The sequence below is a fragment of the Acidovorax facilis genome (assembly GCF_023913775.1).
In the GTDB taxonomy this organism is placed as follows: Bacteria; Pseudomonadota; Gammaproteobacteria; order Burkholderiales; family Burkholderiaceae_C; genus Acidovorax; species Acidovorax facilis.
The window spans coordinates 1-23,679 of record NZ_JAMXAX010000044.1 but is presented as its reverse complement, the minus strand read 5'-3'; the positions used below and the strand labels follow the sequence as shown (position 1 = coordinate 23,679).

General features: G+C 66.9%; 24 protein-coding genes. 15 read left to right on the top strand and 9 right to left on the bottom strand.

The features are described 5' to 3' along the window. Positions 1-49 precede the first annotated feature (49 nt). A complete protein-coding gene (locus tag NFX52_RS14085; protein ID WP_055399809.1) occupies positions 50-538 on the top strand; it encodes a GyrI-like domain-containing protein in 489 nt (162 codons plus the stop codon). 61 nt (positions 539-599) lie between these two features. Continuing rightward, positions 600-1,334 carry a helix-turn-helix transcriptional regulator gene (locus NFX52_RS14080; protein WP_055399814.1) on the top strand — a complete coding sequence of 245 codons (735 nt, stop codon included), beginning with the start codon at positions 600-602 and terminating at the stop codon, positions 1,332-1,334. 271 nt (positions 1,335-1,605) lie between these two features. Here the strand turns inward: NFX52_RS14080 and NFX52_RS14075 are convergent, their stop codons facing one another. Beyond that, positions 1,606-2,550 carry a LytTR family DNA-binding domain-containing protein gene (locus NFX52_RS14075; RefSeq protein WP_055399818.1) on the bottom strand — a complete coding sequence of 315 codons (945 nt, stop codon included), beginning with the start codon at positions 2,548-2,550 and terminating at the stop codon, positions 1,606-1,608. Between the two features lie 181 nt (positions 2,551-2,731). Between NFX52_RS14075 and NFX52_RS14070 the strand changes: the two genes are divergently transcribed. Beyond that, a complete protein-coding gene (locus NFX52_RS14070) occupies positions 2,732-3,931 on the top strand; it encodes an acyltransferase family protein (protein WP_055399820.1) in 1,200 nt (399 codons plus the stop codon). 70 nt (positions 3,932-4,001) lie between these two features. Here NFX52_RS14070 and NFX52_RS14065 read toward each other — a convergent pair whose 3' ends face one another. The 3 genes from NFX52_RS14065 to lplT form a co-directional block, all read right to left on the bottom strand. Then, the gene (locus NFX52_RS14065; RefSeq protein WP_055399822.1) at positions 4,002-4,490 is read right to left on the bottom strand and encodes a glutathione peroxidase; all 489 of its coding nucleotides are present in this window, start codon (positions 4,488-4,490) and stop codon (positions 4,002-4,004) included. 73 nt (positions 4,491-4,563) lie between these two features. Then, positions 4,564-5,460, bottom strand: coding sequence for a DMT family transporter (locus NFX52_RS14060; RefSeq protein ID WP_055399827.1), 897 nt, complete (start codon positions 5,458-5,460; stop codon positions 4,564-4,566). A gap of 192 nt (positions 5,461-5,652) precedes the next feature. Beyond that, a complete protein-coding gene (gene lplT, locus NFX52_RS14055; protein ID WP_055399829.1) occupies positions 5,653-6,957 on the bottom strand; it encodes a lysophospholipid transporter LplT in 1,305 nt (434 codons plus the stop codon). A gap of 135 nt (positions 6,958-7,092) precedes the next feature. On the opposite strand from lplT, the gene alr reads away from it, so the two are divergent. Next, positions 7,093-8,208 carry an alanine racemase gene (alr, locus tag NFX52_RS14050; RefSeq protein WP_055399831.1) on the top strand — a complete coding sequence of 372 codons (1,116 nt, stop codon included), beginning with the start codon at positions 7,093-7,095 and terminating at the stop codon, positions 8,206-8,208. Between the two features lie 128 nt (positions 8,209-8,336). Further along, complete coding sequence (locus NFX52_RS14045; RefSeq protein WP_055399833.1) at positions 8,337-9,209, top strand: hypothetical protein; 873 nt, start codon at positions 8,337-8,339, stop codon at positions 9,207-9,209. 125 nt (positions 9,210-9,334) lie between these two features. Here the strand turns inward: NFX52_RS14045 and NFX52_RS14040 are convergent, their stop codons facing one another. After that, positions 9,335-9,808, bottom strand: coding sequence for a MarR family winged helix-turn-helix transcriptional regulator (locus NFX52_RS14040; protein WP_055399835.1), 474 nt, complete (start codon positions 9,806-9,808; stop codon positions 9,335-9,337). A 68-nt stretch (positions 9,809-9,876) separates the two neighbouring features. On the opposite strand from NFX52_RS14040, the gene NFX52_RS14035 reads away from it, so the two are divergent. After that, positions 9,877-10,689 carry a siderophore-interacting protein gene (locus tag NFX52_RS14035; protein ID WP_055399837.1) on the top strand — a complete coding sequence of 271 codons (813 nt, stop codon included), beginning with the start codon at positions 9,877-9,879 and terminating at the stop codon, positions 10,687-10,689. A gap of 259 nt (positions 10,690-10,948) precedes the next feature. On the opposite strand, the gene NFX52_RS14030 is transcribed toward NFX52_RS14035, so the two are convergent. Then, positions 10,949-11,836 carry a LysR family transcriptional regulator ArgP gene (locus tag NFX52_RS14030; RefSeq protein WP_055399839.1) on the bottom strand — a complete coding sequence of 296 codons (888 nt, stop codon included), beginning with the start codon at positions 11,834-11,836 and terminating at the stop codon, positions 10,949-10,951. 77 nt (positions 11,837-11,913) lie between these two features. Here NFX52_RS14030 and NFX52_RS14025 point away from each other — a divergent pair, with 77 nt between their 5' ends. After that, positions 11,914-12,522 carry a LysE/ArgO family amino acid transporter gene (locus tag NFX52_RS14025; protein ID WP_055399843.1) on the top strand — a complete coding sequence of 203 codons (609 nt, stop codon included), beginning with the start codon at positions 11,914-11,916 and terminating at the stop codon, positions 12,520-12,522. A gap of 73 nt (positions 12,523-12,595) precedes the next feature. Beyond that, positions 12,596-14,176 (top strand): ABC transporter substrate-binding protein, encoded by a 1,581-nt coding sequence (locus tag NFX52_RS14020; protein ID WP_055399845.1) that lies wholly within the window; start codon positions 12,596-12,598, stop codon positions 14,174-14,176. A 72-nt stretch (positions 14,177-14,248) separates the two neighbouring features. On the opposite strand, the gene NFX52_RS14015 is transcribed toward NFX52_RS14020, so the two are convergent. The 3 genes from NFX52_RS14015 to hpaI all read right to left on the bottom strand — a co-directional run bounded on the left by NFX52_RS14015 (position 14,249) and on the right by hpaI (position 16,820). Beyond that, positions 14,249-14,872, bottom strand: a complete 624-nt coding sequence (locus tag NFX52_RS14015; RefSeq protein WP_055399847.1) for a glutathione S-transferase family protein — start codon at positions 14,870-14,872, stop codon at positions 14,249-14,251. Positions 14,873-14,947: 75 nt separating this feature from the next. After that, complete coding sequence (locus NFX52_RS14010; protein WP_055399849.1) at positions 14,948-15,925, bottom strand: 2-dehydropantoate 2-reductase; 978 nt, start codon at positions 15,923-15,925, stop codon at positions 14,948-14,950. 64 nt (positions 15,926-15,989) lie between these two features. Next, a complete protein-coding gene (gene hpaI, locus NFX52_RS14005) occupies positions 15,990-16,820 on the bottom strand; it encodes a 4-hydroxy-2-oxoheptanedioate aldolase (RefSeq protein ID WP_055399867.1) in 831 nt (276 codons plus the stop codon). 115 nt (positions 16,821-16,935) lie between these two features. On the opposite strand from hpaI, the gene radA reads away from it, so the two are divergent. The 7 genes from radA to NFX52_RS13970 all read left to right on the top strand — a co-directional run bounded on the left by radA (position 16,936) and on the right by NFX52_RS13970 (position 23,302). Continuing rightward, a complete protein-coding gene (gene radA, locus NFX52_RS14000) occupies positions 16,936-18,312 on the top strand; it encodes a DNA repair protein RadA (RefSeq protein ID WP_055399851.1) in 1,377 nt (458 codons plus the stop codon). A gap of 49 nt (positions 18,313-18,361) precedes the next feature. After that, entirely contained in the window at positions 18,362-18,781 is a 420-nt protein-coding gene (locus NFX52_RS13995) for a hypothetical protein (protein ID WP_055399853.1), read from the top strand. 127 nt (positions 18,782-18,908) lie between these two features. Continuing rightward, on the top strand, positions 18,909-19,847 hold the full coding sequence (locus NFX52_RS13990) for a branched-chain amino acid transaminase (RefSeq protein ID WP_055399855.1): 939 nt from the start codon (positions 18,909-18,911) through the stop codon (positions 19,845-19,847). Between the two features lie 5 nt (positions 19,848-19,852). Then, the gene (locus NFX52_RS13985; protein ID WP_055399857.1) at positions 19,853-20,059 is read left to right on the top strand and encodes a zinc-finger domain-containing protein; all 207 of its coding nucleotides are present in this window, start codon (positions 19,853-19,855) and stop codon (positions 20,057-20,059) included. Positions 20,060-20,062: 3 nt separating this feature from the next. Beyond that, positions 20,063-20,878, top strand: a complete 816-nt coding sequence (locus NFX52_RS13980) for a glycosyltransferase family 2 protein (RefSeq protein WP_055399868.1) — start codon at positions 20,063-20,065, stop codon at positions 20,876-20,878. Continuing rightward, positions 20,878-22,143 carry an O-antigen ligase family protein gene (locus NFX52_RS13975; protein WP_252635689.1) on the top strand — a complete coding sequence of 422 codons (1,266 nt, stop codon included), beginning with the start codon at positions 20,878-20,880 and terminating at the stop codon, positions 22,141-22,143. Before NFX52_RS13980 ends, NFX52_RS13975 begins: the two co-directional genes overlap by 1 nt. Positions 22,144-22,327: 184 nt before the next feature. Then, entirely contained in the window at positions 22,328-23,302 is a 975-nt protein-coding gene (locus NFX52_RS13970; protein WP_055399863.1) for a glycosyltransferase, read from the top strand. The last annotated feature ends 377 nt before the right edge of the window (positions 23,303-23,679 follow it).

The window sequence follows — 23,679 nt, the reverse complement described above, 5'->3', positions numbered from 1 at the left end:
CTGCCATGCACCATCCTCCCCCTGAACCACCTACAGAGAGGAGCACACCTTGGCAAGTACCCCCAGCAGCATCCATATCCCCGCTTTCAGCGTGGCGGGCATCGCCGTGCGCACCCGCAACAGCGAAGAGGTGAACCCCGCCATCGCGCGCCTCGGAGGCCTGTGGAACCGTTTCTTCAGCCAGAGCTGGGAGCGCAAGCTGCCCAGCCGGGGCGACGATGGACGCATCTTCGGCGTGTACAGCGGCTACGAGTCGAACGAGCACGGCGCCTTTGATGTGACCGCCGGTGTGGCCGTGGCCGACCCCGATGGGGCCCAGGTCGTACCCGGCGCCAGCCGCGTTGACATTCAGGCTGGCGACTACCTGGTCTTTACCGGCCAGGGCGATATGCCCCAAATGGTGATCGACACCTGGGTGCGCATCTGGCATTACTTTGCCGAGAACCCGCAGGTGCAACGCCGCTTTGGCACCGACTTCGAGGCCTACGAGGGCCCGGACCAGGTGGCCATTCATATCGGAGTGCTGCTTCAAAATTAATAGCTTGTAGCGCTTGATGGATAAGCGCTAGGGCCTTGAAACTCTGCAAAAATAAACCACCATGCGCCGCGCCGACCGCCTGTTTCAGATCGTCCAGCTCATCCGGGGTCGGCGCTTGTCCACGGCCGCCTTCCTGGCCGAGCGGCTCGAAGTCTCGCAGCGCACCATCTACCGCGATGTGGCGGACCTCCAGCACCAGGGCGTGCCCATTGAGGGCGAAGCCGGTGTGGGCTACCGCCTGGGCGCGGGTTTCGAACTACCGCCGCTGATGTTCAGCCAGGGCGAGGCCAACGCCCTGGTGGCCGCCGCCCGCCTGGCCCAGGCCTGGCTCGACGCCGGGCTGGCGCGCGAGGTCGAGGGGGCGCTGGGCAAGATCCTGTCGGTGCTGCCCCCCGCTGCCCGCGTGGCGGCCGAGGCGCAGGCGCTGTATGCGCCATCGGTGGGGCTGGACCCGCGCGTGCAGGCCACCCTGCAGGCCCTGCGCGAGGCGGTGCACAGTCGCCACGTGGTGCAGATCAACTACGCCGACGTACACGGCCGCCCCAGCCTGCGCCGCCTGCGCCCACTGGGTTGCTTCTACTGGGGCAAGGTCTGGACGCTGTCGGCCTGGTGCGAGCTGCGCAATGACTTCCGGGGTTTTCGCATCGACCGCATCGTGGACCTGGTGGTGCTCGACGAACAGTTCCGCCAGGAGCCCGGCAAGACCCTGGCCGACATGCTGCGCAAGGTCGAGGCGGAGATGGCCGCCTGCCCGCCCGAATGGGGGGCTGCGCAGACGCCGGGGCTCAATGCGTGAAGTGAAGCACCCCCTGAGTCGCTTCGCGCCTTCCCCCTCTCTCTCCTCGCTGCGCGAGTCGGGAGGGGGACGCCCCCAGCGCGGCGGGGCGGCCCTTGCGCGGGGGCGCTGGCCTTGGCCGCGCCAGTTTTATGCGTGGAGGGTGGCGCGCAGCACAATGAATAACTGACATCGATTCGCGTTTGATCGCCGCAAGCCGTCCACGCTCAGCGTGAAGGGTTGTGTTTTGTGAACGCAGTCGGGTATGGGGCTTGAACAGCTCCCGAGGTATTTAGCCCGCGCGGGGTGCCAGCCCGTCCCGGTAGCGCCGGCTGCAGGGCACGCTGCTGCCGTCCTTCATCACCAGGCGCGCGTCGCCGCTGTCCAGCGGCTCGATCACGGCGATAGCGTCCAGGTTGACCGCGTAGCTGCGGTGCACGCGCACGAAGCGTGACGGGTCCAGCTGGGTGAGGAAGTCGGTGAGCGTGGAGCGCAGCAGGTAGTCGTGCCCATTCACATGCAGGCCTACGTAGTTGGCCTGGGCCTGCAGCCAGGCGATGTCGCCCGCTGCGATCAGGAACTCGCGGCGCAGCTTGCGCACCAGGAAGCGTTCGGGGCGTTGTGCGGGCGGGGCGTGCGGGGTTTCGGGCGTTGATGCCGGGGCTTGCGCGGCGGGCGTTTCGGGCACGTCCTGCACCTGTGGCGCGGGCGGTTCGGGGGCATCCAGCACGCGCGCCTCGCCCTGCAGGCGCAGCAGCAAGAAGCGGTAGCTGACCAGCGCGCACACCGTGAGCGCGTAGCTGCGCACGTCTTTCAGGTATTCATACCCCCACTGCGCCCACCAGCTTGGCGGCTGGTAGCGCTCGTCCAGGGCCGCATAGCCCGCATGGCGCAGCGCCCACATGCCCGCCAGGTGCACGGTGCAGTAGGCCACGCTGGCCAGCACATGCCAGGGCAGGTGGCGCCGCAGCGTGCCCCAGCGCAGCACAAAGCGCCGCTCGAACGCCACCACGGCCGGGATCAGCGCAGCCACCACCAGCGCGCTCGTCAGCTCCCACAGCAGTGGCTCCCACGCGGCCACGGTCCGCCCGGCGCTGCGCAGTTCGATCCGGGTCACCACCGTGTTGAAGGTCGCCTGCACCAGCAGCAGCACGGCCCAGAAGCTGACTTCCGCACGGCGCCGCAGGGCGCGGTCGTGGGGGTAGCGGTCGATCCAGGCGGGCGCGGGGGCGGTCATGGGTGGCAAGTGTAGGCAGGGCCGTGCGCCGCCGGGCGGGAGTTTCCCCCGGGGCGGTTTCTTTTCGTCCCTCCTGCCCGCCGCTGGTCCCAGTGGCACCCCGGCCCGTCCCTCGGCGGTGCCGTGAGAAGGGGCGGGGCCGCAGCATCAGGCCCTGTGTCCACCCTGTCTGCGTTGTGCCATGTCTACACCCTCTTGTGCCCCCGTCCGCCGCCATGACATCGACGCGCTGCGGGCGCTGGCCTTTGCCCTGGTCATCCTGTACCACGTGGCCATGTATTACGTGGCCGACTGGCACTGGCACCTCAAAAGCCCGTACGCGGCGGAATGGCTGCAGGCGCCCATGCGCGCGCTCAACCTCTGGCGCATGGACCTGGTGTTCCTGGTCTCGGGCCTGGCCTTCGGGCTGGTCCGGCGGGGGCAGTCGGTGGCAGGGCTGGTGCGGCTGCGCAGCCTGCGCCTGCTGGTGCCGCTGGCCTTTGGCATGGCCGTCATCGTGCCCTACCAGCCCTACGCGCAGGGGGTGGCGAACGGGCTCATCGCGCCGGGCTTCGGCGCCTTTCTGCTGCGCTACTACAGCGGCAGCACCTGGCCGCCGGGCGCATTTGACGGCTGGCACGCGGGCGTCACCTGGAACCACCTGTGGTACCTGGCCTACCTGTGGGCCTACACCGTGGTGCTGGCGGCGCTGCTGCCCCTGGCCGAATCCGCCGCCGGGCAGCGCCTGCGCCGAGCCTTCACCGGGCTGCGGGGCGCTGCACTGATGGTGGTGCCCGTGCTGCCGCTGGCGCTGTATTCGGTGCTGCTGTGGCCGCATTTGCCGCCCACGCACGACCTGATCCATGACGGGTGGCTGCACGCCGTGTACTTCACGGTGTTTGTCTACGGCTACTGGATCGGGCTGGATGCCGGTCTGTGGGTCGAACTGGTGCGCCTGCGCTGGCGCACCCTCGGCCTGGCGCTGGTGCTGCTGGTTCTGTACCTGGGTCTGCTGGGCCTGGCGCAGCAGCACGGCGTTCGCGCCGCGCGCTGGCCGCTGCGCGTGCTGGCAGACGTGTACCTGTGGGCGGCCCTGCTCACTATCCTGGGTTGGGCCCATCACCGCCTCAATCGGCCCTGGCCCTGGCTGCGCTGGGCCAGTGAGTCGGTCTACCCCTGGTACCTGCTGCACCAGACGGCCATCATCGTGCTGGTGGTGTGGCTGGCGCCTGCGCAGCTGGGGCCGGTGGTGGAGCCGCTGGCCCTGGTGGCCGGGACGGTGGGGCTTTGCTGGGGGCTGACAGCGGTGGTGCGGCGCGTGGGGTGGTTGCGGCCGCTGTTCGGGTTGCCGGGCCAGGGCGAAAAGCCGTTGGTCAAACGGGCCCCAGCAAGTCTGGGATAGGACGCACGACCACGACCACGACCACGACCGCTGGTGCGATGAACACCATGCATCGATGGCTGCGTTGGGATCAACCCGCCAGCGCTGCCTCGATATCCCCCGCCAGCTTCTTCGGCGCATCCTGCGGCGCATAGCGGCGGATCACCCGGCCGTCCTTGCCGACCAGGAACTTGGTGAAATTCCACTTGATCGCCTTGCTGCCCAGCAGGCCCGGGGCTTCGGCGGCCAGCCACTGGTACAGGGGTGAGGCATTGGCGCCATTCACGTCGATCTTGGCCATCATCGGAAAGCTCACGCCGTAGTTGAGCTGGCAGAAGCTGGCGATCTCGTCGTTGCTGCCGGGGTCCTGGCTGCCGAACTGGTTGCAGGGAAAACCCAGCACGACGAGGCCTTTGTCTGCGTATTCCTTGTGCAGTTCTTCCAGCCCGCCGAACTGGGGCGTGAAGCCGCAGGCGCTGGCGGTGTTCACGATGAGCAGCACCTTGTCCTTGTATTGCGACAAGGGCACGGTCTTGCCGTTCATCTGCTGGGCTTCAAAGTCGTAGATGCTGGTGGGCATGCGGAACCTCCGGGGTTGGGATGACGGGCCATGGTAGCCCCTGCCGCCAATCCGCGTGCGGCGCGTGGCCTGCTCAGTGGGCCGTGGCGCCGGGGCGGCGAAACTGCAGCGCCGCGAGCAAGGATGCCAGCAGGATCAGCGCCCCACCCAGCACGGTCCGCGTGCTCAGGGTGGAGGCGCCCAGCAGGGCCGACGACACGCTGGCAAACATCACCTCCGACAGCATCACCAGCGCCGTGGTGCCCGCCGCCAGGCGCGCGGCGCCGAACTGCAGCGCCCAGTTGCCCAGCATGAGCACCCCCGCCAGCAGCAGGCCGGTGACGACCCAGGTGCTGTTGGGGGCAGGGAAAGGCTCCACCACACCCACTTGCAGTCCGATGCAGGCCACCACCAGCGCCATCAGCATGCAGCCACCAAACATGGTGACCATGCGCGCAGGCCCCGGCACGGCGTGCAGGCGGCGCAGCGTGACGTTGGTGAGCGCGAACATGAAGCCGCCCAGCAAGGCCAGGCCATCGGCCAGCGACAGGTTCTGCAGCAGGCGCGTGGCGGGTGCGCCCTCGGGCAGCAGCACCAGCACCACGCCTGCAAAGGCCAGCGCCAGGCGCAGCAGTGCCGAGGGCGTGGGGCGCTCGCCCAGAATGCGCCAGGCCAGCAGCACGGCCCAGGCGGGCATCAGGTAGAACAGCAGGATCACGCGCACAACGTCGCCAATGGTCACGGCCCAGTTGAAGGCCACGTTGTTCAGCCCCGAGGCCAGCGCCAACAGCCACAACTGCGGGTGCGCCCGCACCTGCGCCAGGATCCCCGGCCGCCAGGCCAGCAGCGCCACCAGCACCACGGCGTACATCGACGCCGTGGCCCACAGCGGATGCAGCCCCGCCTGGTGCATGCGCTGAAACGGCCACCACGCCAGGCCCCAGACGAAAGCGTTGAACAGCAGGGCGGCAAAGGGCAGGGGAGATTGCATTGAGAGTAAAAATAGGCTCTAGCGCTTTATGGATAAGCGCTGAAAGCTATAAATTATGTAGCAATTTGCGCCAAGTCACACAGCGCTCAAAACAGGCACGCCCCAAGGCCAGTGCACCCGTGGAACTGGCTCTGCCAGGCCAGCGGGTGCGTCCCCCTCAGGGGGAAGGCGCCGAAGGCGACTCAGGGGGATTCAATGGTGCGTATCGTGCCGCGCAATGTCCAGCAAGTGGTTCACTTCGTCGCGGTAGTTGATGCAGTTGCGCTGGTGCCAGCGGCGGATGATCCACATGATTCCGGCCACCACGAGGCCAAAGGTGATGATCGCGCCAAACACCGACAGCCCCAGCTTGAGCGACAGGCTGTAGAACGCGCCCAGGCCCAGGATGCAGGCCTGTTCGTTGAAGTTCTGCACAGCAATCGACCGGCCCGCGCCCATCAGGTTGTGGCCCCGGTGCTGCAGCAGCGCGTTCATGGGCACGACCAGGTAGCCGCCCAGGCCGCCCAGCAGGATGAGGAAGGGTATCGCCAGCCAGATGTTGCTGATGAACACCATCAGGATCAGCAACAGCCCCATGCCAATGCCCAGCGGGATCACCTTGGTGGCCATGTCCAGGCGCATGCGCATGGACGCCACCACCGCGCCGACGGCCGTGCCGATGGCCACCACACCGGTGAGGGCCGAGGCCTGCGTGGTGTTGTAGCCCAGCGCCACAGCCGCCCAGGCCAGCACGATGAACTTGAGGTTGCCGCCTGCGCCCCAGAACAGGGTGGTGGTGGCCAGTGAGATCTGGCCGAGCTTGTCGCGCCACAGGCGGCCGTTGCAGGCCCAGAAGTCGGGCAGCAGATTGAGTGCGTTGGCCAGCACGCTGCGCGAAGGGTCGGCGCGCAGGGGGCGCATCTCCACCCCGGTGTGCGGGATGCGGGTGTTGAACCAGGCCGCCAGCGCATACACCGCAATCAGAGCGGCGATGGCGGATTCGGCGGGCGTGTCCACGCCGGTGTCGATCATGGGGATGTCGATGCCCAGCAGCATGTGCGACAGGTGCTGCCCCACCAGCTGGCCGCCAAACAGCACGCCGAGGATGATGGACGCAATGGTGAGCCCCTCGATCCAGCCATTGGCCTTGACCAGTTGCGAGGCCGGTAGCAACTCGGTGAGGATGCCGTACTTGGCGGGCGAGTAGGCCGCCGCACCCAGCCCCACCACGGCATAAGCCATGAGCGGGTGCGAGCCAAACAGCATCATGAGGCAGCCCACCACCTTGATGGCGTTGCTGACAAACATGACCTTGCCTTTGGGCAGGGCGTCGGCAAAGGCGCCGACAAAAGGCGCCAGCACCACATAGAAGAGCGCAAACATGGGCACCAGGGCGGCGCGCTGCCACTCGGGGGCACCTTCTGTACGCAGAAGCTCCACGGCGGCCACGAAAAGTGCGTTGTCGGCCAGCGAGCTGAAAAACTGCGCCGACATGATGGTGTAAAAACCGCGCTTCATCGAATGGCTGGTGGCAGCATCAGTTCGGCTGATGCCCTGTTAAATGTGGGGACCCTGGCAAGTGACGGACGGTTATATCACGCGGATAAACGGCCACGGTGCCAGAATCCGGTGCTTCCCACCCGGTCAAACCCCATGCCCCGTCCCATTGCCGCCACCATCCACACCGCCGCCCTGCACCACAACCTGGAGCGTGTTCGACAGGCGGCCCCTGATGCCAAGGTCTGGGCCGTGGTCAAGGCCAATGCCTACGGGCACGGCATCGAGCGCGCGTACGAAGGCCTGCGCGGCGCCGACGGTTTCGCGCTGCTGGACCTGGCCGAGGCCGAGCGCGTGCGCCACCTGGGCTGGCGCGGGCCCATCCTGCTGCTCGAAGGCGTGTTCGAGCCGCGCGACCTGGAGCTGTGTTCGCGCCTGGGCCTGTGGCACGCAGTGCATTGCGACGAGCAGATCGACATGCTGGCAGCCCACAAGACGCAGGTGCCGCACCGTGTGTTCCTCAAGATGAATTCGGGCATGAACCGCCTGGGCTTTACGCCCCAGCGCTTTCGCGCGGCCTGGGCGCGCCTCAATGCGCTGCCGCAGGTGGACGAAATTTCGTTCATGACCCACTTCAGCGACGCCGATGGCCCCCGGGGCGTGGCGCACCAGCTGGCCGTGTTCAACACCGCAGCGCAAGACCTGCCGGGCGAGCGCACGCTGAGCAACAGCGCCGCCACCCTGCGCCATGCGGCGGACGCACGCGTGCGTGCCGACTGGGTGCGGGCCGGCATCGCGCTGTATGGCAGCGCCCCCGACTACCCGGAGCACACCGCCACACACTGGGGCATGCGCCCCACCATGACCCTCGCCACCCGCCTTATCGCTACGCAGCAGCTGCAGGCGGGCGACACCGTGGGCTATGGCTCGCGCTTCACGGCCGAGGGGCCGCTCTTGATTGGCGTGGCGGCCTGCGGCTATGCCGACGGCTACCCGCGCCACTGCGACACCGGCACACCCGTGCTGGTCAACGGCATCCGTACGCGGCTGGTGGGGCGGGTGAGCATGGACATGATCACGGTGGATCTCACGCCGCTGCAGCAGGCGGGCGTGGCCGCAGGGTTTGGCGCGGAAGTCACGCTGTGGGGCCAGGCCAGCAACGGCACGGTGCTGGGTGTGGACGAGGTGGCCGCCGCTGCGGGCACCGTGAGCTGGGAGCTGCTGACGGCGCTGGCCCAGCGGGTGCCGGTGTCGGTGGACGGCAACGCCTGATTCATCGACAAGTTCACGCACGGCCGTATGCTGGGCTGCAGCGGCGCGGCAAACTGGTGTGAAATGGCGCGGTTCTGGCCGAACATGCGGCCGGCGACCACCCACTTTTCACCGCAGGCGTTCCCTCCATGGCCACTTCCCGCAGCGACCGCAGCAGCAACAGCAAGAAGAAAACCTCCACCTGGCGCTCCGTGCGCATGCCGCACCACGGCACGGTGGCGCGCACCCTGCAGCAGCGCTACAGCCTGCGCTGGCATGGGCTGCTGATCGGCAGCTTCACGCTGCTGCTGATGTGGTGCACCTCTCATGTGCAGATGCTGCTCGGGGTGGAGTCGCTGGCGCTGCGGTATTTCGTGACCCTCTCGGTCGGCTACCTGGGCTACCTGCTGGTGCTGCGGGCCTGGGCGGCGCGGCTGGTACGGTCGGATCGGGACAAAGGGGGCGATGGCAGCAGCCTGGATGTGCCCGATGTGTCCTGGCCCAGCGGGTCGTCCGGCGGTGGCAGTGGCCAGGTGCCGCTGCCGCGCACCGGCGGCGGTGATTTTGGTGGCGGCGGCGCATCCGGTGACTTTGGCGGTGCGTGGACGCAGGGCCTGTCCAGCGGGGGCTCCGGCAGCGATTCCAGCGCACTGGGCGACCTGGCCAGCGGCGCCGCCGACGCCATTGGCAGTGCCGACGAAGGCGCGGTGGTGGTGGTGCCCGTGGTGGCGATTTTTCTCATCGGCGCGGCGATCATCTTTGGCGCGGGCTCGCTGGCCATGCTGTTCTTTGGCTGGGACGTGCTGCTGACCGTGGCGGTAGAGATCGCCTTCTCGGTGGCCACCGCCCGTGCCGCTGTGGGCGTGGAGCGCGAGGGCTGGCTCACGGCTGCCGTGCGCCTGACCTGGAAACCGCTGCTGGGCGCGCTGGTCTGCGCCGTGGTGCTGGGCGCCACCATCGACCATTTCATGCCCGGCGTGCAGTCGCTGCCCCAGGCAGTGCGGGTGATCCAGGGGCAGTGATGGAAAAGATGGAATGCTACTAAAATGATAGCTATAAATATAGAACCATCAAGCGCTAGGTCCCGGTTTTCACCATTTTTCCCTCTTGGAGCGGGGGCGGGCCTCCTGCGCCTCCCTTCCCGTCGCTAGCTGCGGCAGTCCCGGCCGCCCTGGCAGCCGGTGTCGATGGCGTCCAGGTTGCTGCGCACCTGTGCCAGCAGGGCGAGCAGCTGGGCCTGCGTGGCGTCGTCACACCCCTTGAGCAGCGACGCCGCCAGCCCCCGGCGGGCGTCGCGCAGCGCCTGGTGCAGGGCCGCACCCTGGGCGCTCAGGCGCAGGCAGCGGCTGCGCTTGTCCTCGGCGTTCGGTGCGCTCTCCAGCCAGCCCTTGTCCTGCAGCATCCCCACCATGCGGGCCACCTGTGCCTTGTCGGCACCGCTGTGCGCCACCAGTTCGCGCTGCGTGGTGCCAGGGTGGCGCCCCACGAACATCAGCGCCCGCACTTCGTTGTGCGTCAGGTCGGGGTGGATGGCGGCCATCGTGCGCACCATGTGCGCCCGGTAGGCATGCAGCAGGTCGTGCATGGCTTCAAAGACATCGGCGGGTGCGTGGGTGGTCATGGCGACATGTGGTTGACAAAATCAACCAATGCGCAGATCATTGGTTGACTAAATCAACATTTTACGCCATGAACGCACCTCTGCCTACCGCCATTCCCTCGGTTGACGCTGCACACCTTGCCGTCGAACGCGTCCGCCATCCCTTGCAAGCCCGCCACCTCCAGGTGGTGCGGCGCACCGCCGTCAGCCCCGGTTTCGTGCGGCTCACCCTGGCCGGGCCCGAGCTGGCCGGGTTTGTGAGCGCGGGGTTTGACGACCATCTCAAGCTCATCCTGCCCCAGCCGGGCCAGGAGCGCCCCTCGCTGCCGTCCCTGCAGGACGGGCGCCCGGTTTTCCCCGATCCGCGCCCCGTGCTGCGCGACTACACCCCCGCACGTTATGACGCCGCCACGGGCGAGCTGGACATCGAAGTCGCCCTGCACGACGCAGGCCCCGCCACTGACTGGGCCGCCAGCGCCGCCGTCGGCCAGTGGGTGGGCATTGCCGGGCCGCGCGGCAGCATGGTGGTGCCCACCGGGTTTGACTGGCACTGGCTGCTGGGCGACGAAACCGCGCTGCCCGCGATCGCCCGCCGCCTGGCCGAGCTGCCCGCCCACACCCAGGCCACGGTGCGCATCCAGGTGAGCAACCCAGCCGACCAGCGCTTGCTGGCCAGTGCGGCACAGCTCGACCTGCAATGGGTGAGCGCGCTGCCCGCCGCCGTGGAAGCGCTGGCGCTGCCAACCGGCGCTGGTTTTGTCTGGGCTGCCGGCGAACACAGCGAGATGGCCGCAGTGCGCCGCGCCATGCTCGCCAAGCCGGGTGTGGATGCCAAGCGCATGCGCATCTCTGCCTACTGGAAGCGCGGCGCCGCCGACCACCACGAAGACTTAGTCCAGTGAACCTGAGAAATCGGCGGTACGTGAGTACCTAGCCGCACCGCATGCTAGGCGGCGGGCGCAGCCGGGTTGTATACCCGGCGAGCACGGCAACGACGCATGCGGGGCGGCTAGGCACTCACCCAAAGGGCCGGGGCCCCACGAGTCGCAGTGCAGCGTTGCCGTCCTTGTCAAGGCGGCCAGCCTTGACTGCGGCCTGCGCCTAGCCCCGCACCCCTTGGAGCACCGGCGTACCGTCGATTTTTCAGGTTCACTGGACTACTCAGCGCAGCAGGGTAAGCCCCGCCGCCCGCTGCACTGCTTCGGTCATGTGGTGCAGCGCCTGCACGTTCAGGCGCCAGGATTGCCAGTACAGCGGCACGTCCACCGGCTTGCCTGGAATCAGCTCGACCAGCGTGCCAGCCTCCAGGTCGTGCTGCACCATCGGGTCGGGCGTCATGCCCCAGCCCAGTCCGGCCCGGGTGGCCATGACAAACGCGTGCGCCTCGGGCAGCCAGTGCACGGGCGGCGTGAGTTTGCGGCGCGTGATGCGCCCCACAAACCGGGCCTGCAGCGCATCCTTGCGGTTGAACACCAGCATGGGCGCCGTAGCCAGCGCAGCAGCGGTCACCCCTTTAGCAAAGTAGCGCTGCATGAACGCGGGGCTGGCCAGCGCCCGGTAGCGCAGCGTGCCCAGCGGCAGCACCTTGCAGCCCTGCACGGGCTGCGGGTCGGCCGTCACGGCGGCCATCACGCGGCCTTCGCGCAGCAGGTTGGCTGAATGGTCCTGGTCCTCCACATGGATGTCGAAGGTGATGCTCTGGCCCTCGGCCGCCTGGGCCATGGCGTGCGGGAACCAGGTGGCCAGCGAGTCGGCATTGACGCCAATGGCCAGGCGCGTGGACGTGTGCTGCCCACCACCAATGGTGGCCAGCGCGTCGGACTCGCTCAGTGCCACTTCGCGTGCGTGCCGGTACAGCGCCTGCCCGGCTTCGGTGGGTGTGCAGGGCGTGGCGCGGCGCACCAGCACCTGGCCCACGCGTTCTTCCAGCAGTTTCACGCGCTGTGACACCGCCGAGCGGGTGACGTGCAGCGCGGCAGCGGCCCGCTCGAAGCTGCCCTCGTCGATCACGGTGGCAAAGGCGTTGAGCTGGGCAGAGTCGAGGGGCATGGTGCGTTAGCCATTTTGACGGATCGTTAAAAAGTATAGCTGGCGTGACGCGATTGCGATCCCCACAATCCACGCCCATGAGCACCACTGCCTTTCTTCACGGATTCACTTCGACGGCACTTCTGATCATGGCCATTGGCGCGCAAAACGCCTTCGTGCTGCGCCAGGGCCTGCGGCGCGAGCATGTGATGCCGGTAGTGCTGGTGTGCGCACTGTCCGATGCGGTGCTGTTGCAGGCGGGGGTGTGGGGCATGGGCGGGGTGCTGCTGGCACGGCCCGAGTGGGCGCAGTTCATGCGCTGGGCGGGCGCGCTCTTCCTGGCCGCCTGCGCCGTGCAGGCCGCCAGCCGGGCCTTCAAGCCCGCCCAGCTGCTGGTGTCCGCCAACGGGCCGGGCGCCAGCCTGCGCACCACCGTGCTCACGGTGCTGGCGCTGACCTGGCTGAACCCGCATGTGTACCTGGACACCGTGCTGCTGCTGGGCACCATGGCCACCCCGTACCCCACCTGGGGCCGTGCCACCTTTGCCGCCGGGGGCTCGCTGGCCAGCGCCTTGTGGTTCCTGACCCTCGGGTTTGGCTCGCGCTGGCTGGCGCCTCTGTTCGCATCGCCCGGTGCCTGGCGGGTGCTGGACGCTGGCACGGCCGTCACGATGATGGGTTTGGCCATGGTGATGGTTCTAAGCTAACAAACACAAGTTCGTTACACGGAGAAGCGACTTGCGCCATAGTGGGGGACTGACTGATCTGGAGTGATTCCCCATGCGTTTCAAGACCCTCTTGCTCGCGGCCGCGCTGGCCACGGCGCTTCCGATGGCCGTGCAGGCCAAGACTTTCCGCTGGTCCCGCTCGGTGGACATTTCCACCTGGGACATCCACACCCAGAACGTGGGCGTGAACAACACCATGCACGGCGCGGTGTACGACACGCTGGTCGAATACAACAGCAAGACCTTCAAGCCCGAGCCGTCCCTGGCCACCGAGTGGAAGCTCATCAAGCCCACGCAGCTGCGCCTGACCTTGCGCAAGGGCGTGAAGTTCAGCGACGGCAGCGAGTTCACGGCCGACGACGCCAAGTTCTCGCTGGAGCGGGCCAAGGCCAAGACCTCCAACTTCGCCGTCTACACCCAGGGCATTGACCGCGTGGAAAAGGTCGATGCCTACACCATCGACATCCACTCCGACCTGCCCAACCCGGTGCTGGTGAACCAGCTGACCGAGCTGCGCATCATGAGCCGCGCCTGGGCCGAAAAGAACAAGTCGGTCGAGCCCAAGGACATCAAGACCAAGGACGAAACGTACGCCCACCGCAATGCGCTGGGCACCGGCCCGTACCAGCTCAAGCAGTGGGCACCCGACCAGCGCGTGGTGCTGGAGCCCAACCCGAACTGGTGGGGCAAGGGCAAGTACCCCACCAACCTGACCGAGATCGTCTACACCCCCATCAAGGCCGACGCCACGCGCACGGCGGCGCTGCTGTCGGGTGAGATTGACTTTGTGATCGACCCCAGCCTGCAAGACTTGGCGCGCATCAAGCAGACGCCCACCCTGCAGGTGCTCGAAGGGCCGGAGTACCGCACCATCTTCCTGGGTCTGGACCAGTTCCGCGACGAGCTGCCCGGCTCGGATGTGAAGGGCAAGAACCCGCTGAAAGACCTGCGCGTGCGCAAGGCGCTGTACCAGGCGATCGACATCCAGTCCATCCAGCGCGTGGTGCTGCGCGGCCTGGCCCAGCCCACGGGCACGCTGATTGCCAACCAGGTCAACGGCTGGACTAAGAAGGCCGATGTGCGCTACCCCTACGACCCCAAGGCCGCGCAAAAGCTGCTGGCCGATGCGGGCTACCCCAACGGGTTTGAGGTGGACTTTGCCTGCAGCGCGGGCCGCTACATCAACGACGAGCAGCTGTGCCAGGCGATCACGTCACACTGGGCCAAGGTGGGCGTCAAAGCCAAGCTGCGCTCACTGCCGTTTGCCACCTACTTCCCGATGATCCAGCGCAACGAAGCCAGCATTTACCTGCTGGGCTGGGGCGTGCCCACGTTTGACGCGTTCTACAGCCTGCAGTCGCTGGTGCGCTCGCCCGGCGCGGGTGGGGATGGCAACTTCAACCTGGGCCGCTTTTCGGACCCGCAGATGGATGCGCTGATCGAGCGTGTGAAGAAGGAAACGGACACCGCCACGCGTAACAGCCTGATCGAGCAGGCGCTGATCAAGGAGCACGAGCTGGTCTCGCACATCCCGCTGTACAACCAGGTGATCCCGTGGGCGGGGACGAAGAAGGTGGAGATCATCCACCGGGCGGACAACCGCATCGACTGGCGTTATCTGAAGGTCAATTGATCTCGGATACCCATTAAAAAAGCCCCGGCGCTGCAAAAGCACCAGGGCTTTTTTGTGTCCGCAATGGGCGTATCAGGCCAGCGCGCGCTGCACCGCCGGGCGCTCCAGCATGCGCTGTGTGTGTGCAAACACCTTGGGGAACGATGCGATGTCCACGCCGTCGCTTTTCAGCCAGGTGCCGATGGTGAACAGGTACCCGTCTGCCACGGTGTACTGCTCGCCCATGACCCAGGGGCCCTGGTCCGCGCCAGGCAGATAGTGGCTTTCGATGAGGTGGAAGCACTCGGTCATGTTCTGCGGCACCTTGCGCTGGATGGCGGCAATGGCGTCGGGCTCGTCGGCCCAGCGGCTGGCGCGGGGACGGTGGGCGTGGGCGATGTGCACGGTGGAGGCGAGGTAGCTGTGGAACTCCTGCATGCGTGCAAAGCCATGGGCATCTGTGGGGGCCAGGCGTGCCTCGGGAAAGCTCTGTGCCACATAAGCCAGCAGCGCGGGTGTTTCGGTCAAAGTGCCGTGTGGCGTGACCAGCGCGGGGACGCGGCCCTTGGGGTTGACGGCCAGGTACTCGGGCGTGCGTTGCTGGGCAGCGGCAAAGTCCACGCGCACAAGGTCATAGGGAGCGCCCGCTTCTTCCAGGCCGATGCGCACGGCTTGCGCGCAGGTGCCAGGGGTGTAGTAAAGGGTCAGGTTGGTCATTGGTTGTTTGCTATAAATTGAGTAGCTATAAGCGCTTTTTGGATAAGCGCTGGAGGCCAACTTGGCTTGAATTTTTCAGTAAAGCTTGCGCGTGCGTGCCATCAGCCGCACCAGGCCCAGCAGCGCGTCGGTGTGGGGGGTGGGCGTGCTGGTGATCTGCCCCAGCTCGCGCACCGCGCCCACCAGGGCGTCGATCTCCATCGGCTTGTTCGCTTCCACGTCCTGCAGCATCGAGGTCTTGAACGCGCCCAGCTTGCGCGTGACGGCGTGGCGGTCCTCGGGCTGCTGGTCAATCGGCAGGCCCAGCTTGTCGCCGATGGCCTTGGCTTCCAGCATCACGGCGCTCACAAAGCCGCGCACCAGGTCGTCGTCGAGGATGCGGTCGGTGGTGGCGCCGGTGAGCGCGCTGATGGGGTTCATGGTGAGGTTGCCCCACAGCTTGAACCAGATGTCCTTCTGGATGCAGCTGCTCACCTCTACATCGATGCCACCGCGCTGCAGCGTGTCGGCCAGCGCTTGCAGGCGCGCGCTCTGGCTGCCGTTCGGCTCGCCCACGATGAGGCGGTTGCCGAAATGCTGTTTGACGAAACCCGGCGCTTCGAGCGAGCAGCTGGTGTGCACCACGCTGCCCACCACATGGCGCGCAGGGATGGCCTGGGCAATCACGCCCCCCGCGTCCACGGATTCGAGGGCATGGCCTTGCGCGGCGCCGCCAAAGCCGTCGAGAAACCACCACGGCACGCCGTTCATGGCGGTGAGCACGATGGTGTCCGGCCCAATCAGCGGCGCCATGGCGCGCGCCACGTCGGGCAGGCCCGGGGCCTTGACGGCGACCACGACGAGGTCCTGCACGCCGAGTGCGGCCGGGTCGCTGTGGGCTGTGACGGCGACTTGCGCCAGCGAGCCGTCCGCGCGCCGCATGCGCAGCCCGTCGGCCTGCAGGGCGCGCAGCGTGTCGCCGCGCGCCACCATGCTGACCGGGTGGCCCGCTTGCGCCAGGGCCACACCCAGCCAACCTCCGATGGCGCCTGCGCCGTAAATACAAACTTTCATGGTGGTCGTGCCTTTGTCTTCCGGTGAGTGTCGTGGTGAATCGGTGTGTGGTGTCTTGTGGGCTTCAGTAGCCCGCAGGGCGCGCTGGTGTGCCCCCAGCGTCGGCGCGAAAGCGCGCCAGCAGATTCTGCGCAGCGCTGGCCAGCAGCATGGTGTCCACGCCCACGGCCACAAACAGTGCGCCCGCCGCCAGCCACTGGCGCGCCTGGGATTCGGTGGTGGCCAGGATGCCTGGCGCCTTGCCTGCACGGAGGATGCGGGTGATGCCGTCGTGGATGGCGGCCTGCACGTCAGGGTGCCCTGGGTTGCCGGGGTGGCCCATGGAAGCCGACAGGTCTGCCGGGCCGATGAACACGCCATCCACGCCGGGCGTGGCGGCAATCGCATCAAGGTTGGCCATGGCTTCCACCGTTTCGGCCTGCACCAGCAAGCAGATCTGCTGGTTGGCCTCGTGCACATACTGGGGGTAGGCCTGCCAGCGCGACGAGCGGGCCAGCGCGCTGCCCATGCCGCGCACGCCCTCGGGCGCATAGCGTGTGGCGCGCACCAGCTGCTGGGCCTGCTCGGCGGTGTCCACCATGGGCACCAGCAGGGTTTGGGCGCCGATATCCAGGTACTGTTTGATCAGTGCCGTGTCGCCCACGGGCACGCGCGCAATGGGGTGGGGCGCCTGCGCGCCGGGCGGCAGGGCGCTGCTGGCGCTGGCAATGGCCTGCAGCTGATGCAGGATGGAGCGCAGGTCATTGGGCGCATGTTCGCCATCGACCAGCAGCCAGTCGTAGCCGGTGCCCGCGATGATTTCTGCGCTGTAAGCATCGGCCAGGGCCAGCCACAGGCCGATTTGTGCTTGGCCCTGGGCCATGGCCTGTTTGAAAGGGTTGACGGGTGTCTGCAATCTGAACTCCATGCGGCAGTGCCAAGCCCGCCATCGTACGGGCTGTTGCTATTCCAGTGGGCATGGCCGCTATAGTCGGCTGCCCCGCTTTTGAGTCTGCCCACACCCACCCACCATGGCCAAAGAAAAAACCACGTTCACCTGCACCGAATGCGGCGGTACCAGCCCGCGCTGGCTGGGCAAATGCCCGGCCTGCGGTGCCTGGAACACGCTGATCGAGCAGGTGGCCGAGGCCGGGCCGGGCAAGAACCGTTACAGCGGCTCGCAGTTTGCGGGCCTGGCCCAGGCGCAGGCCGTGATGCCGCTGTCGGCCATCGAGGCCAGCGATGTGGAGCGCACGCCCAGCGGCATCGATGAGCTGGACCGGGTGCTGGGCGGTGGCATCGTGGAAGGCGGCGTGGTACTGATCGGTGGCGACCCGGGCATCGGCAAATCCACGCTGCTGCTGCAGGCGCTGGATGCGCTTCAGCGCGCAGGGCTGCCCACCTTGTATGTGACGGGTGAGGAAAGCGGTGCCCAGGTGGCCCTGCGCTCGCGCCGCCTGGGGCTGGACCATAGCCAGGTCAACGTGCTGGCCGAAATTCAGCTCGAAAAGATCCTGGCGACCATCGAGTCCATGCAGCCTGCGGTGGCCGTGATCGACTCGATCCAGACCGTGTACTCGGACCAGCTCACGTCCGCGCCCGGCTCCGTGGCGCAGGTGCGCGAATGTGCGGCGCACCTCACGCGTTGTGCCAAGGCCTCGGGCGTGGCCATCGTGCTGGTGGGCCATGTGACCAAGGAGGGTGCGCTGGCGGGGCCGCGCGTGCTGGAGCACATGGTGGACACGGTGCTGTACTTCGAAGGCGACACGCACAGCCAGTTCCGCCTGGTGCGGGCCATCAAGAACCGCTTCGGCGCGGTCAACGAAATCGGTGTGTTTGCGATGACCGAGAAAGGCCTCAAGGGCGTGAGCAACCCCAGCGCCATTTTTTTGAGCCAGCATTCCGAGCCCGTGCCCGGCAGCTGCGTGATGGTGACGCTGGAGGGCACACGCCCGCTGCTGGTGGAGATCCAGGCCCTGGTGGACAGCGGTGGCCCCAGCCCCCGGCGCCTGTCCGTGGGCCTGGACAAGGACCGCTTGGCCATGCTGCTGGCCGTGCTGCACCGCCACGCGGGGGTTGCGTGCATGGACCAGGACGTGTTCGTGAATGCCGTGGGCGGCGTGCGCATCAGCGAGCCAGCGGCCGACCTGGCGGTGATGCTGTCCATCACCTCCAGCCTGCGCGGCAAGGCGCTGCCGCGCGGCTTTCTGGCGTTTGGCGAGGTGGGGCTGGCGGGCGAGGTGCGGCCCGCGCCCCGCGGCCAGGAGCGCCTGAAGGAAGCTGCCAAGCTCGGTTTCAGTGTGGCCGTGGTGCCCAAGGCCAATGCGCCCAAGAAACCCATTGAGGGGCTGACCATCCACGCGGTGGAGCGGGTGGAAGAGGCCATGAACGTGGTGCGGGGCTTGTAAGCAATGCCCACAGCCACATACGGTTGAGGCCGTAAGACAATCCCAGCCTATGAATCTGCGCAATATCCTGGTGCCCCTGGGGGCGGTGGCCCTGGTCGGGTTTGGTTTTACAGCCTACGGCTGGGCCGGTGTGGCGGCCGTGGTGGGCGGGCTGGTTATGTGGGCCCTGCTGCATTTCACGCGGCTGGTGAATGTGATGAAGAAGGCCGCCAAGCGCCCCATCGGCTATGTGGGCAGTGCGGTCATGCTCAATGCCCGGCTGGTTGAGGGCGTGAACCTGATGCATGTGGTGGCCATGACGCAGGCGCTGGGGGAACTGCTGTCGCCCGAGGGCGCTGACCCCGAGGTGTACCGCTGGACAGACGGCACCCAGTCGCATGTGACCTGCGAGTTTCGCCATGGCAAATTGGTGAAATGGACGCTGGTGCGGCCGGAGGGCGAAGCGGCCGCCACTCCCCCCCAAGGCTGACCGCTGCACAGGCCCTTGCCCTTGGCGGGGCACCATTTGCTGCACTGCACCCTGGTGCCCCGGTTCCTGGCCCGCTGCGGCCCCGTAAAATCCCGGTTTTGCGACCCACAGCAACCAAAGGATTCCCATGAGCCCCGTAGTTCCCTCGATGGCCGACCGTGACGGCAAGATCTGGATGGACGGCCAGATGGTCGATTGGCGCGACGCCAAGATCCATGTGCTGACCCACACCCTGCACTACGGCTGCGGCGCCTTCGAAGGCGTGCGCGCGTACCACACGGCCAACGGCACGGCGATCTTCCGCCTGGAAGAGCACACTGACCGCCTCTTCAACAGCGCCAAGATCTTGCGCATGAAGATCCCGTTCACCAAGGAAGAAGTGAACGAAGCCCAGAAGGCTGTGGTGCGTGAAAACAAGCTCGAATCCTGCTATCTGCGTCCATTGACCTGGATCGGCTCGCAAAAGCTGGGTGTTTCGCCCAAGGGCAACCAGATCCACCTCATGGTGGCCGCCTGGGCCTGGGGCGCCTACCTGGGCGAAGAAGGCATGAAGCGCGGCATCCGCGTCAAGACCAGCAGCTACACCCGCCACCACGTCAACATCACCATGACGCAGGCCAAGGCGGTGAGCAACTACACCAATTCCATCCTCGCCAACATGGAAGCGCTGGACGACGGCTACGACGAAGCACTGCTGCTCGACAGCTCGGGTTTTGTGTCCGAAGGTGCGGGCGAAAACATCTTTGTCATCAAGAACGGCGTGATCTACACGCCCGACCTGTCGGCCGGTGCCCTCAACGGCATCACCCGCAACACCGTGTTCCACATCGCCAAGGACCTGGGCCTGGAGATCGTGCAAAAGCGCATCACGCGCGACGAGGTGTACATCGCCGACGAAGCCTTCTTCACCGGCACGGCGGCTGAAGTGACCCCCATCCGCGAACTCGACCGGATCGAGCTGGGCAGCGGATCACGCGGCCCGATCACCGAAAAAATCCAGAGCGCCTTCTTTGACATCGTCAACGGCCGCAACTCCAACTACGCCCACTGGCTCGCGAAAGTCTGAACACCATGTCCCAAGCCGCCATCGAACTCCTGGCCAAGGACCTCAATGCCCAGGGTGGGGTTTTCTGCCCCAGCCCCAAGGCCGATATGAAAATCTGGAACAGCCACCCCAAGGTGTACCTGGACGTGGCCCGCACCGGCGAGGCCAAGTGCCCGTACTGTGGCACGGTGTACCGCCTGAAGGCGGGCGAGCACGTACACGCTGGCCACTGATTGATGCCCGTGGGAACCGGCGGCGCATCGGCGCCGCCCACGTTGACCGTGGCGGTGCTGACCCACAACGAGGCGCACCGTATTGAGGCCTGCCTGAAAAGCGCCGCGTTCGCCGACCAGCTGCTGGTGGTGGACAGCGGCAGCACGGACAACACCGTGGCCATCGCCCAAAGCCTGGGCGCCGAAGTCCACAGCTATCCCGACTGGCAGGGCTTTGCCGTGCAGCGCAACCGGTTGCTGGCGCATTCGCGCGGCGACTATGTGTTTTTCCTCGACGCTGACGAGGTGATGACACCCGCGTTTGCGCAGGAACTGCAGGCCATCGTCCGTTCGGGCGAGCAGGCAGTGTGGACCATCCGCTGGCGCATGGTGGCCTATGGGCACGAGCTCAAGTATTTCCGGTCGCAGTCGCAGATCGAGCGCCTGTTTGTGCGTGCGCTGGTGAAGGAATACACCGGGGTGGTGCACGAGCAGGCCCAGCTCCATGCCCTGCCCGGTGGCGCAGCGGTGCCGCGTCGCCTCATCAAGGCGCGGCTGCTGCACTACTCCCGCACCACGGTGCGCGGCAGCCTGGAGAAGCTTACCCAGTACGTGATGCTCGGTGCCGCCAAGCGGGCGGAGGCGGGCAAACGCGGCGGGGTCTTGCGGGGCCTAGCGTCGGGCGGGTCGATGTTCCTGCGTCTGTATGTGTTCCGGCTGGGCTTTTTGTGCGGCGGCGCGGGCTTTCTGTACTGCCTGTTTGTGGCGCTGGAGGGCTTTTTCCGGTACGCCGCCCTGCACTACGACCGCGACAGCCTGACGGGGCGGGTGATTCGCTGATGACGTCTCCGCAGGATACCCACCGCTGGTTTTCCCGTTGCGCCAGCATCGGCGCGTTCATGGTCCCGGGGCTGGCGCTGTGGCTGCCCTCGGGCTATTCCTACGGCGCCGTGCTGCTGCTGCTGGCCACGCTGGCCAGCGCGCCGCTGTGGTGGCGCCGCCCTGCGCCGCGTGCCGCCTGGTGGCTGACGGCGGCTTTTTCGTGCATGGCTGCACTGTGGATGCTGGATGTGGGCGCCACCTGGGGCTGGGGCAGCATGGATCGGCCGGTCAAATACCTCTTGGCCTTGCCCTGCATCTTTTTCCTGATGACGTTCGAGCCCCGCGCCGCCTGGCTGTGGATGGGGGTGGCGGTCGGCGCAGTGGGCAGCGGGCTGGTAGCGCTGTACCAGACCTTCGTGATGGAGCTCCCGCGTGCCAATGGATTTACCAACGCCATCCAGTACGGCAATCTGAGCGTGCTGCTGGCCGTGATGAGCGGCCTGCTGCTCGTCGTGCAATGGAAGCGCTGGTGCCTGTGGCAGCGGTTGCTGCTGGCCAGCGCCATCGGGCTGGGTGCTGCCGGCTCGGTGCTCTCCCAGTCGCGCGGCGGCTGGCTGGCGCTGGTGCTTTTGCTGCCCGTGTGTGCCTGGCTGCTGGTGCGCACCACCGGGCAGCGGCGCGTGTACTGGGGCCTGTGTGCGCTGGCGCTGGCGGCGGCGGCGCTGTCGCAGGTGCCTGCGGTGGAGCAGCGGGTGGACGAGGCGCGCCAGGAAGTGCAGGTCTACAAGGACCACGGTGACGGCCGCAGCTCGGTCGGCCAGCGGCTGGCGCATTGGCGCCTGGCGTGGCAGATGGGCTGGGACCGGCCCTTCACCGGCTGGGGCCGGGCCGGATACACCGACGAGAAGGCCCGGCGCGTGGCCGCCGGGCTGGCGCATCCCGTGGTGCTCGAATTTGGGCACGCGCACAACGAAATCCTGGACCTGTTTGCCAAACGCGGGCTGCCTGGCGTGCTGCTGCTCATGGCGTTCTATGGCATTCCGCTGGCGATGTTCTGGCCCACGGCGCGGCGCATTCGCGACGGTGCCGGCAAGATGGACAAGGAGTCGCTCTCGCTGTGCCTGGTGGGTGTGATGGTGCCCCTGTCGTACATCGGTTTTGGGCTCACGCAGGTGTTTCTGGCTCACAACAGCGGCAACATGTTCTACCTCTTCATGTGCCCCCTGGTGCTGGCGGCCCTGCACGAGCGGCGCACGCGCATGGGCTGCCCAAGACCGCTTTAGATGAAGCACCCCCTGAGTCGCTTCGCGCCTTCCCCCTCTCTCGCCTTGCTGCGCAAGGCGGGAGGGGGACGCCCCCAGTGCGGCGGGGCGGCCCTTGCACGGGGGCGCTGGCTTGGAGCGCGCCGGTTTCATGCATTGCGGGTGTCGCTTAGCGCCATGGAAAACTGAGACGAGAGATTTCCCTATGCACATTCTGCTCATCAACAACTCCCCCATTCCCGTCTACGGCTACGGCGGTACCGAGCGTGTGATCTGGGATCTGGGCAAGACACTGGTCCAGTTGGGCCACCGCGTGAGCTATCTGGTGCCCGACGGCTCCAGCTGCGACTTCGGCCATGTGCTGCCCATCCGCCCGGATGCGCCGTGGGAAGGGCAGATCCCCGCCGATGTAGACATTGCGCATTTCCAGTTCAACCCCCGCACCGAGCTGAGCCGGCCCTATCTGGTCACGGAGCACGGCAACGCGCGCAAGCCCAAGCCGCTGCCGCTGAACACCGTGTTCCTCTCGCGTGACCACGCCGCGCGTTACGGTTCCACCGAGTTTGTCTACAACGGACTCGATTGGAGCGGTTATGGCCCTGTGGACTTTGACCGCCCACGGCCCCACTACCACTTTCTGGGCAAGGCGGCCTGGGGCGTGAAGAACGTGCGCGGCGCGATCAAGGTGGCCAAGATGGCTGGCGTGGAGCTGGACGTGCTGGGCGGAGACCGCATCAACTTCAAGCGCGGCTTTCGCTGGACGCTGTCGCGCAAGATCCACTTTCACGGCATGGTGGGCGGCACGCAGAAGACCAGCCTGCTCAATGCCTCGCGCGGTCTGATCTTTCCGGTGCGCTGGCACGAGCCCTTTGGCCTGGCCGTGATCGAAAGCCTGTACTTCGGCTGCCCGGTGTTTTCCACGCCCTACGGCGCATTGCCCGAGCTGGTGCCGGTGCACTGCGGCGTGCTGTCGGCCGAAGCCGCCGCGCTGGCCGAGGCGGTGCGCAACAACCGCTTTGACGCCCGCGCCTGTCACCAGCATGTGGTCGATCACTTCGGTGCCGAGCGCATGGCCCGCAACTACCTGCGCATGTACGAGCGCGTGCTGGCGGGCGAGAAGATCAACGCCCAGCCGCCTGTCATCCAGGGGCCTGCGCGCGAACTGCCCTGGAAGAACTGAAACCCCCCTGAGGCGCTGCGCGCCTTCCCCCGCAGGGGGACGCACCCAGTGGCCCGGCAAAGCCGGTTCCACGGGTGCACTGGTGTTGGGACCGCGCGGATTTTGACGCCGCGCCCGTCTCCCGTCTCCCCACCCCCGGCCGTTCGGGCTGAGCCTGTCTACGCCAGGGTGCACACCTGGTCAGATGGCTCGGCACACGTGTGGCTGACTGGTGCGGTCTAATGTTTAGCCGAATTGGCCGCTATCGCTTGGCGGCCTCAATTCTGAAGTGCAACACCGAGAATTGAGGCCAAGATGACACAGAAGAATTACCAGCAGTTGAGCCAGAGCGAACGCCACGCAATAGCCCTGGGACTGCAGCAAAAGCAAAGTCTCAG

Coding starts and splice junctions, on each gene's coding strand:
- NFX52_RS14080 (WP_055399814.1), top strand. CDS start 600: ATGCGCCGCGCCGACCGCCTGTTTCAGATCGTCCAGCTCATCCGGGGT.
- NFX52_RS14075 (WP_055399818.1), bottom strand. CDS start 2,550: ATGACCGCCCCCGCGCCCGCCTGGATCGACCGCTACCCCCACGACCGC.
- NFX52_RS14070 (WP_055399820.1), top strand. CDS start 2,732: ATGTCTACACCCTCTTGTGCCCCCGTCCGCCGCCATGACATCGACGCG.
- NFX52_RS14065 (WP_055399822.1), bottom strand. CDS start 4,490: ATGCCCACCAGCATCTACGACTTTGAAGCCCAGCAGATGAACGGCAAG.
- NFX52_RS14060 (WP_055399827.1), bottom strand. CDS start 5,460: ATGCAATCTCCCCTGCCCTTTGCCGCCCTGCTGTTCAACGCTTTCGTC.
- lplT (WP_055399829.1), bottom strand. CDS start 6,957: ATGAAGCGCGGTTTTTACACCATCATGTCGGCGCAGTTTTTCAGCTCG.
- alr (WP_055399831.1), top strand. CDS start 7,093: ATGCCCCGTCCCATTGCCGCCACCATCCACACCGCCGCCCTGCACCAC.
- NFX52_RS14045 (WP_055399833.1), top strand. CDS start 8,337: ATGGCCACTTCCCGCAGCGACCGCAGCAGCAACAGCAAGAAGAAAACC.
- NFX52_RS14040 (WP_055399835.1), bottom strand. CDS start 9,808: ATGACCACCCACGCACCCGCCGATGTCTTTGAAGCCATGCACGACCTG.
- NFX52_RS14035 (WP_055399837.1), top strand. CDS start 9,877: ATGAACGCACCTCTGCCTACCGCCATTCCCTCGGTTGACGCTGCACAC.
- NFX52_RS14030 (WP_055399839.1), bottom strand. CDS start 11,836: ATGCCCCTCGACTCTGCCCAGCTCAACGCCTTTGCCACCGTGATCGAC.
- NFX52_RS14025 (WP_055399843.1), top strand. CDS start 11,914: ATGAGCACCACTGCCTTTCTTCACGGATTCACTTCGACGGCACTTCTG.
- NFX52_RS14020 (WP_055399845.1), top strand. CDS start 12,596: ATGCGTTTCAAGACCCTCTTGCTCGCGGCCGCGCTGGCCACGGCGCTT.
- NFX52_RS14015 (WP_055399847.1), bottom strand. CDS start 14,872: ATGACCAACCTGACCCTTTACTACACCCCTGGCACCTGCGCGCAAGCC.
- NFX52_RS14010 (WP_055399849.1), bottom strand. CDS start 15,925: ATGAAAGTTTGTATTTACGGCGCAGGCGCCATCGGAGGTTGGCTGGGT.
- radA (WP_055399851.1), top strand. CDS start 16,936: ATGGCCAAAGAAAAAACCACGTTCACCTGCACCGAATGCGGCGGTACC.
- NFX52_RS13995 (WP_055399853.1), top strand. CDS start 18,362: ATGAATCTGCGCAATATCCTGGTGCCCCTGGGGGCGGTGGCCCTGGTC.
- NFX52_RS13990 (WP_055399855.1), top strand. CDS start 18,909: ATGAGCCCCGTAGTTCCCTCGATGGCCGACCGTGACGGCAAGATCTGG.
- NFX52_RS13985 (WP_055399857.1), top strand. CDS start 19,853: ATGTCCCAAGCCGCCATCGAACTCCTGGCCAAGGACCTCAATGCCCAG.
- NFX52_RS13980 (WP_055399868.1), top strand. CDS start 20,063: ATGCCCGTGGGAACCGGCGGCGCATCGGCGCCGCCCACGTTGACCGTG.
- NFX52_RS13975 (WP_252635689.1), top strand. CDS start 20,878: ATGACGTCTCCGCAGGATACCCACCGCTGGTTTTCCCGTTGCGCCAGC.
- NFX52_RS13970 (WP_055399863.1), top strand. CDS start 22,328: ATGCACATTCTGCTCATCAACAACTCCCCCATTCCCGTCTACGGCTAC.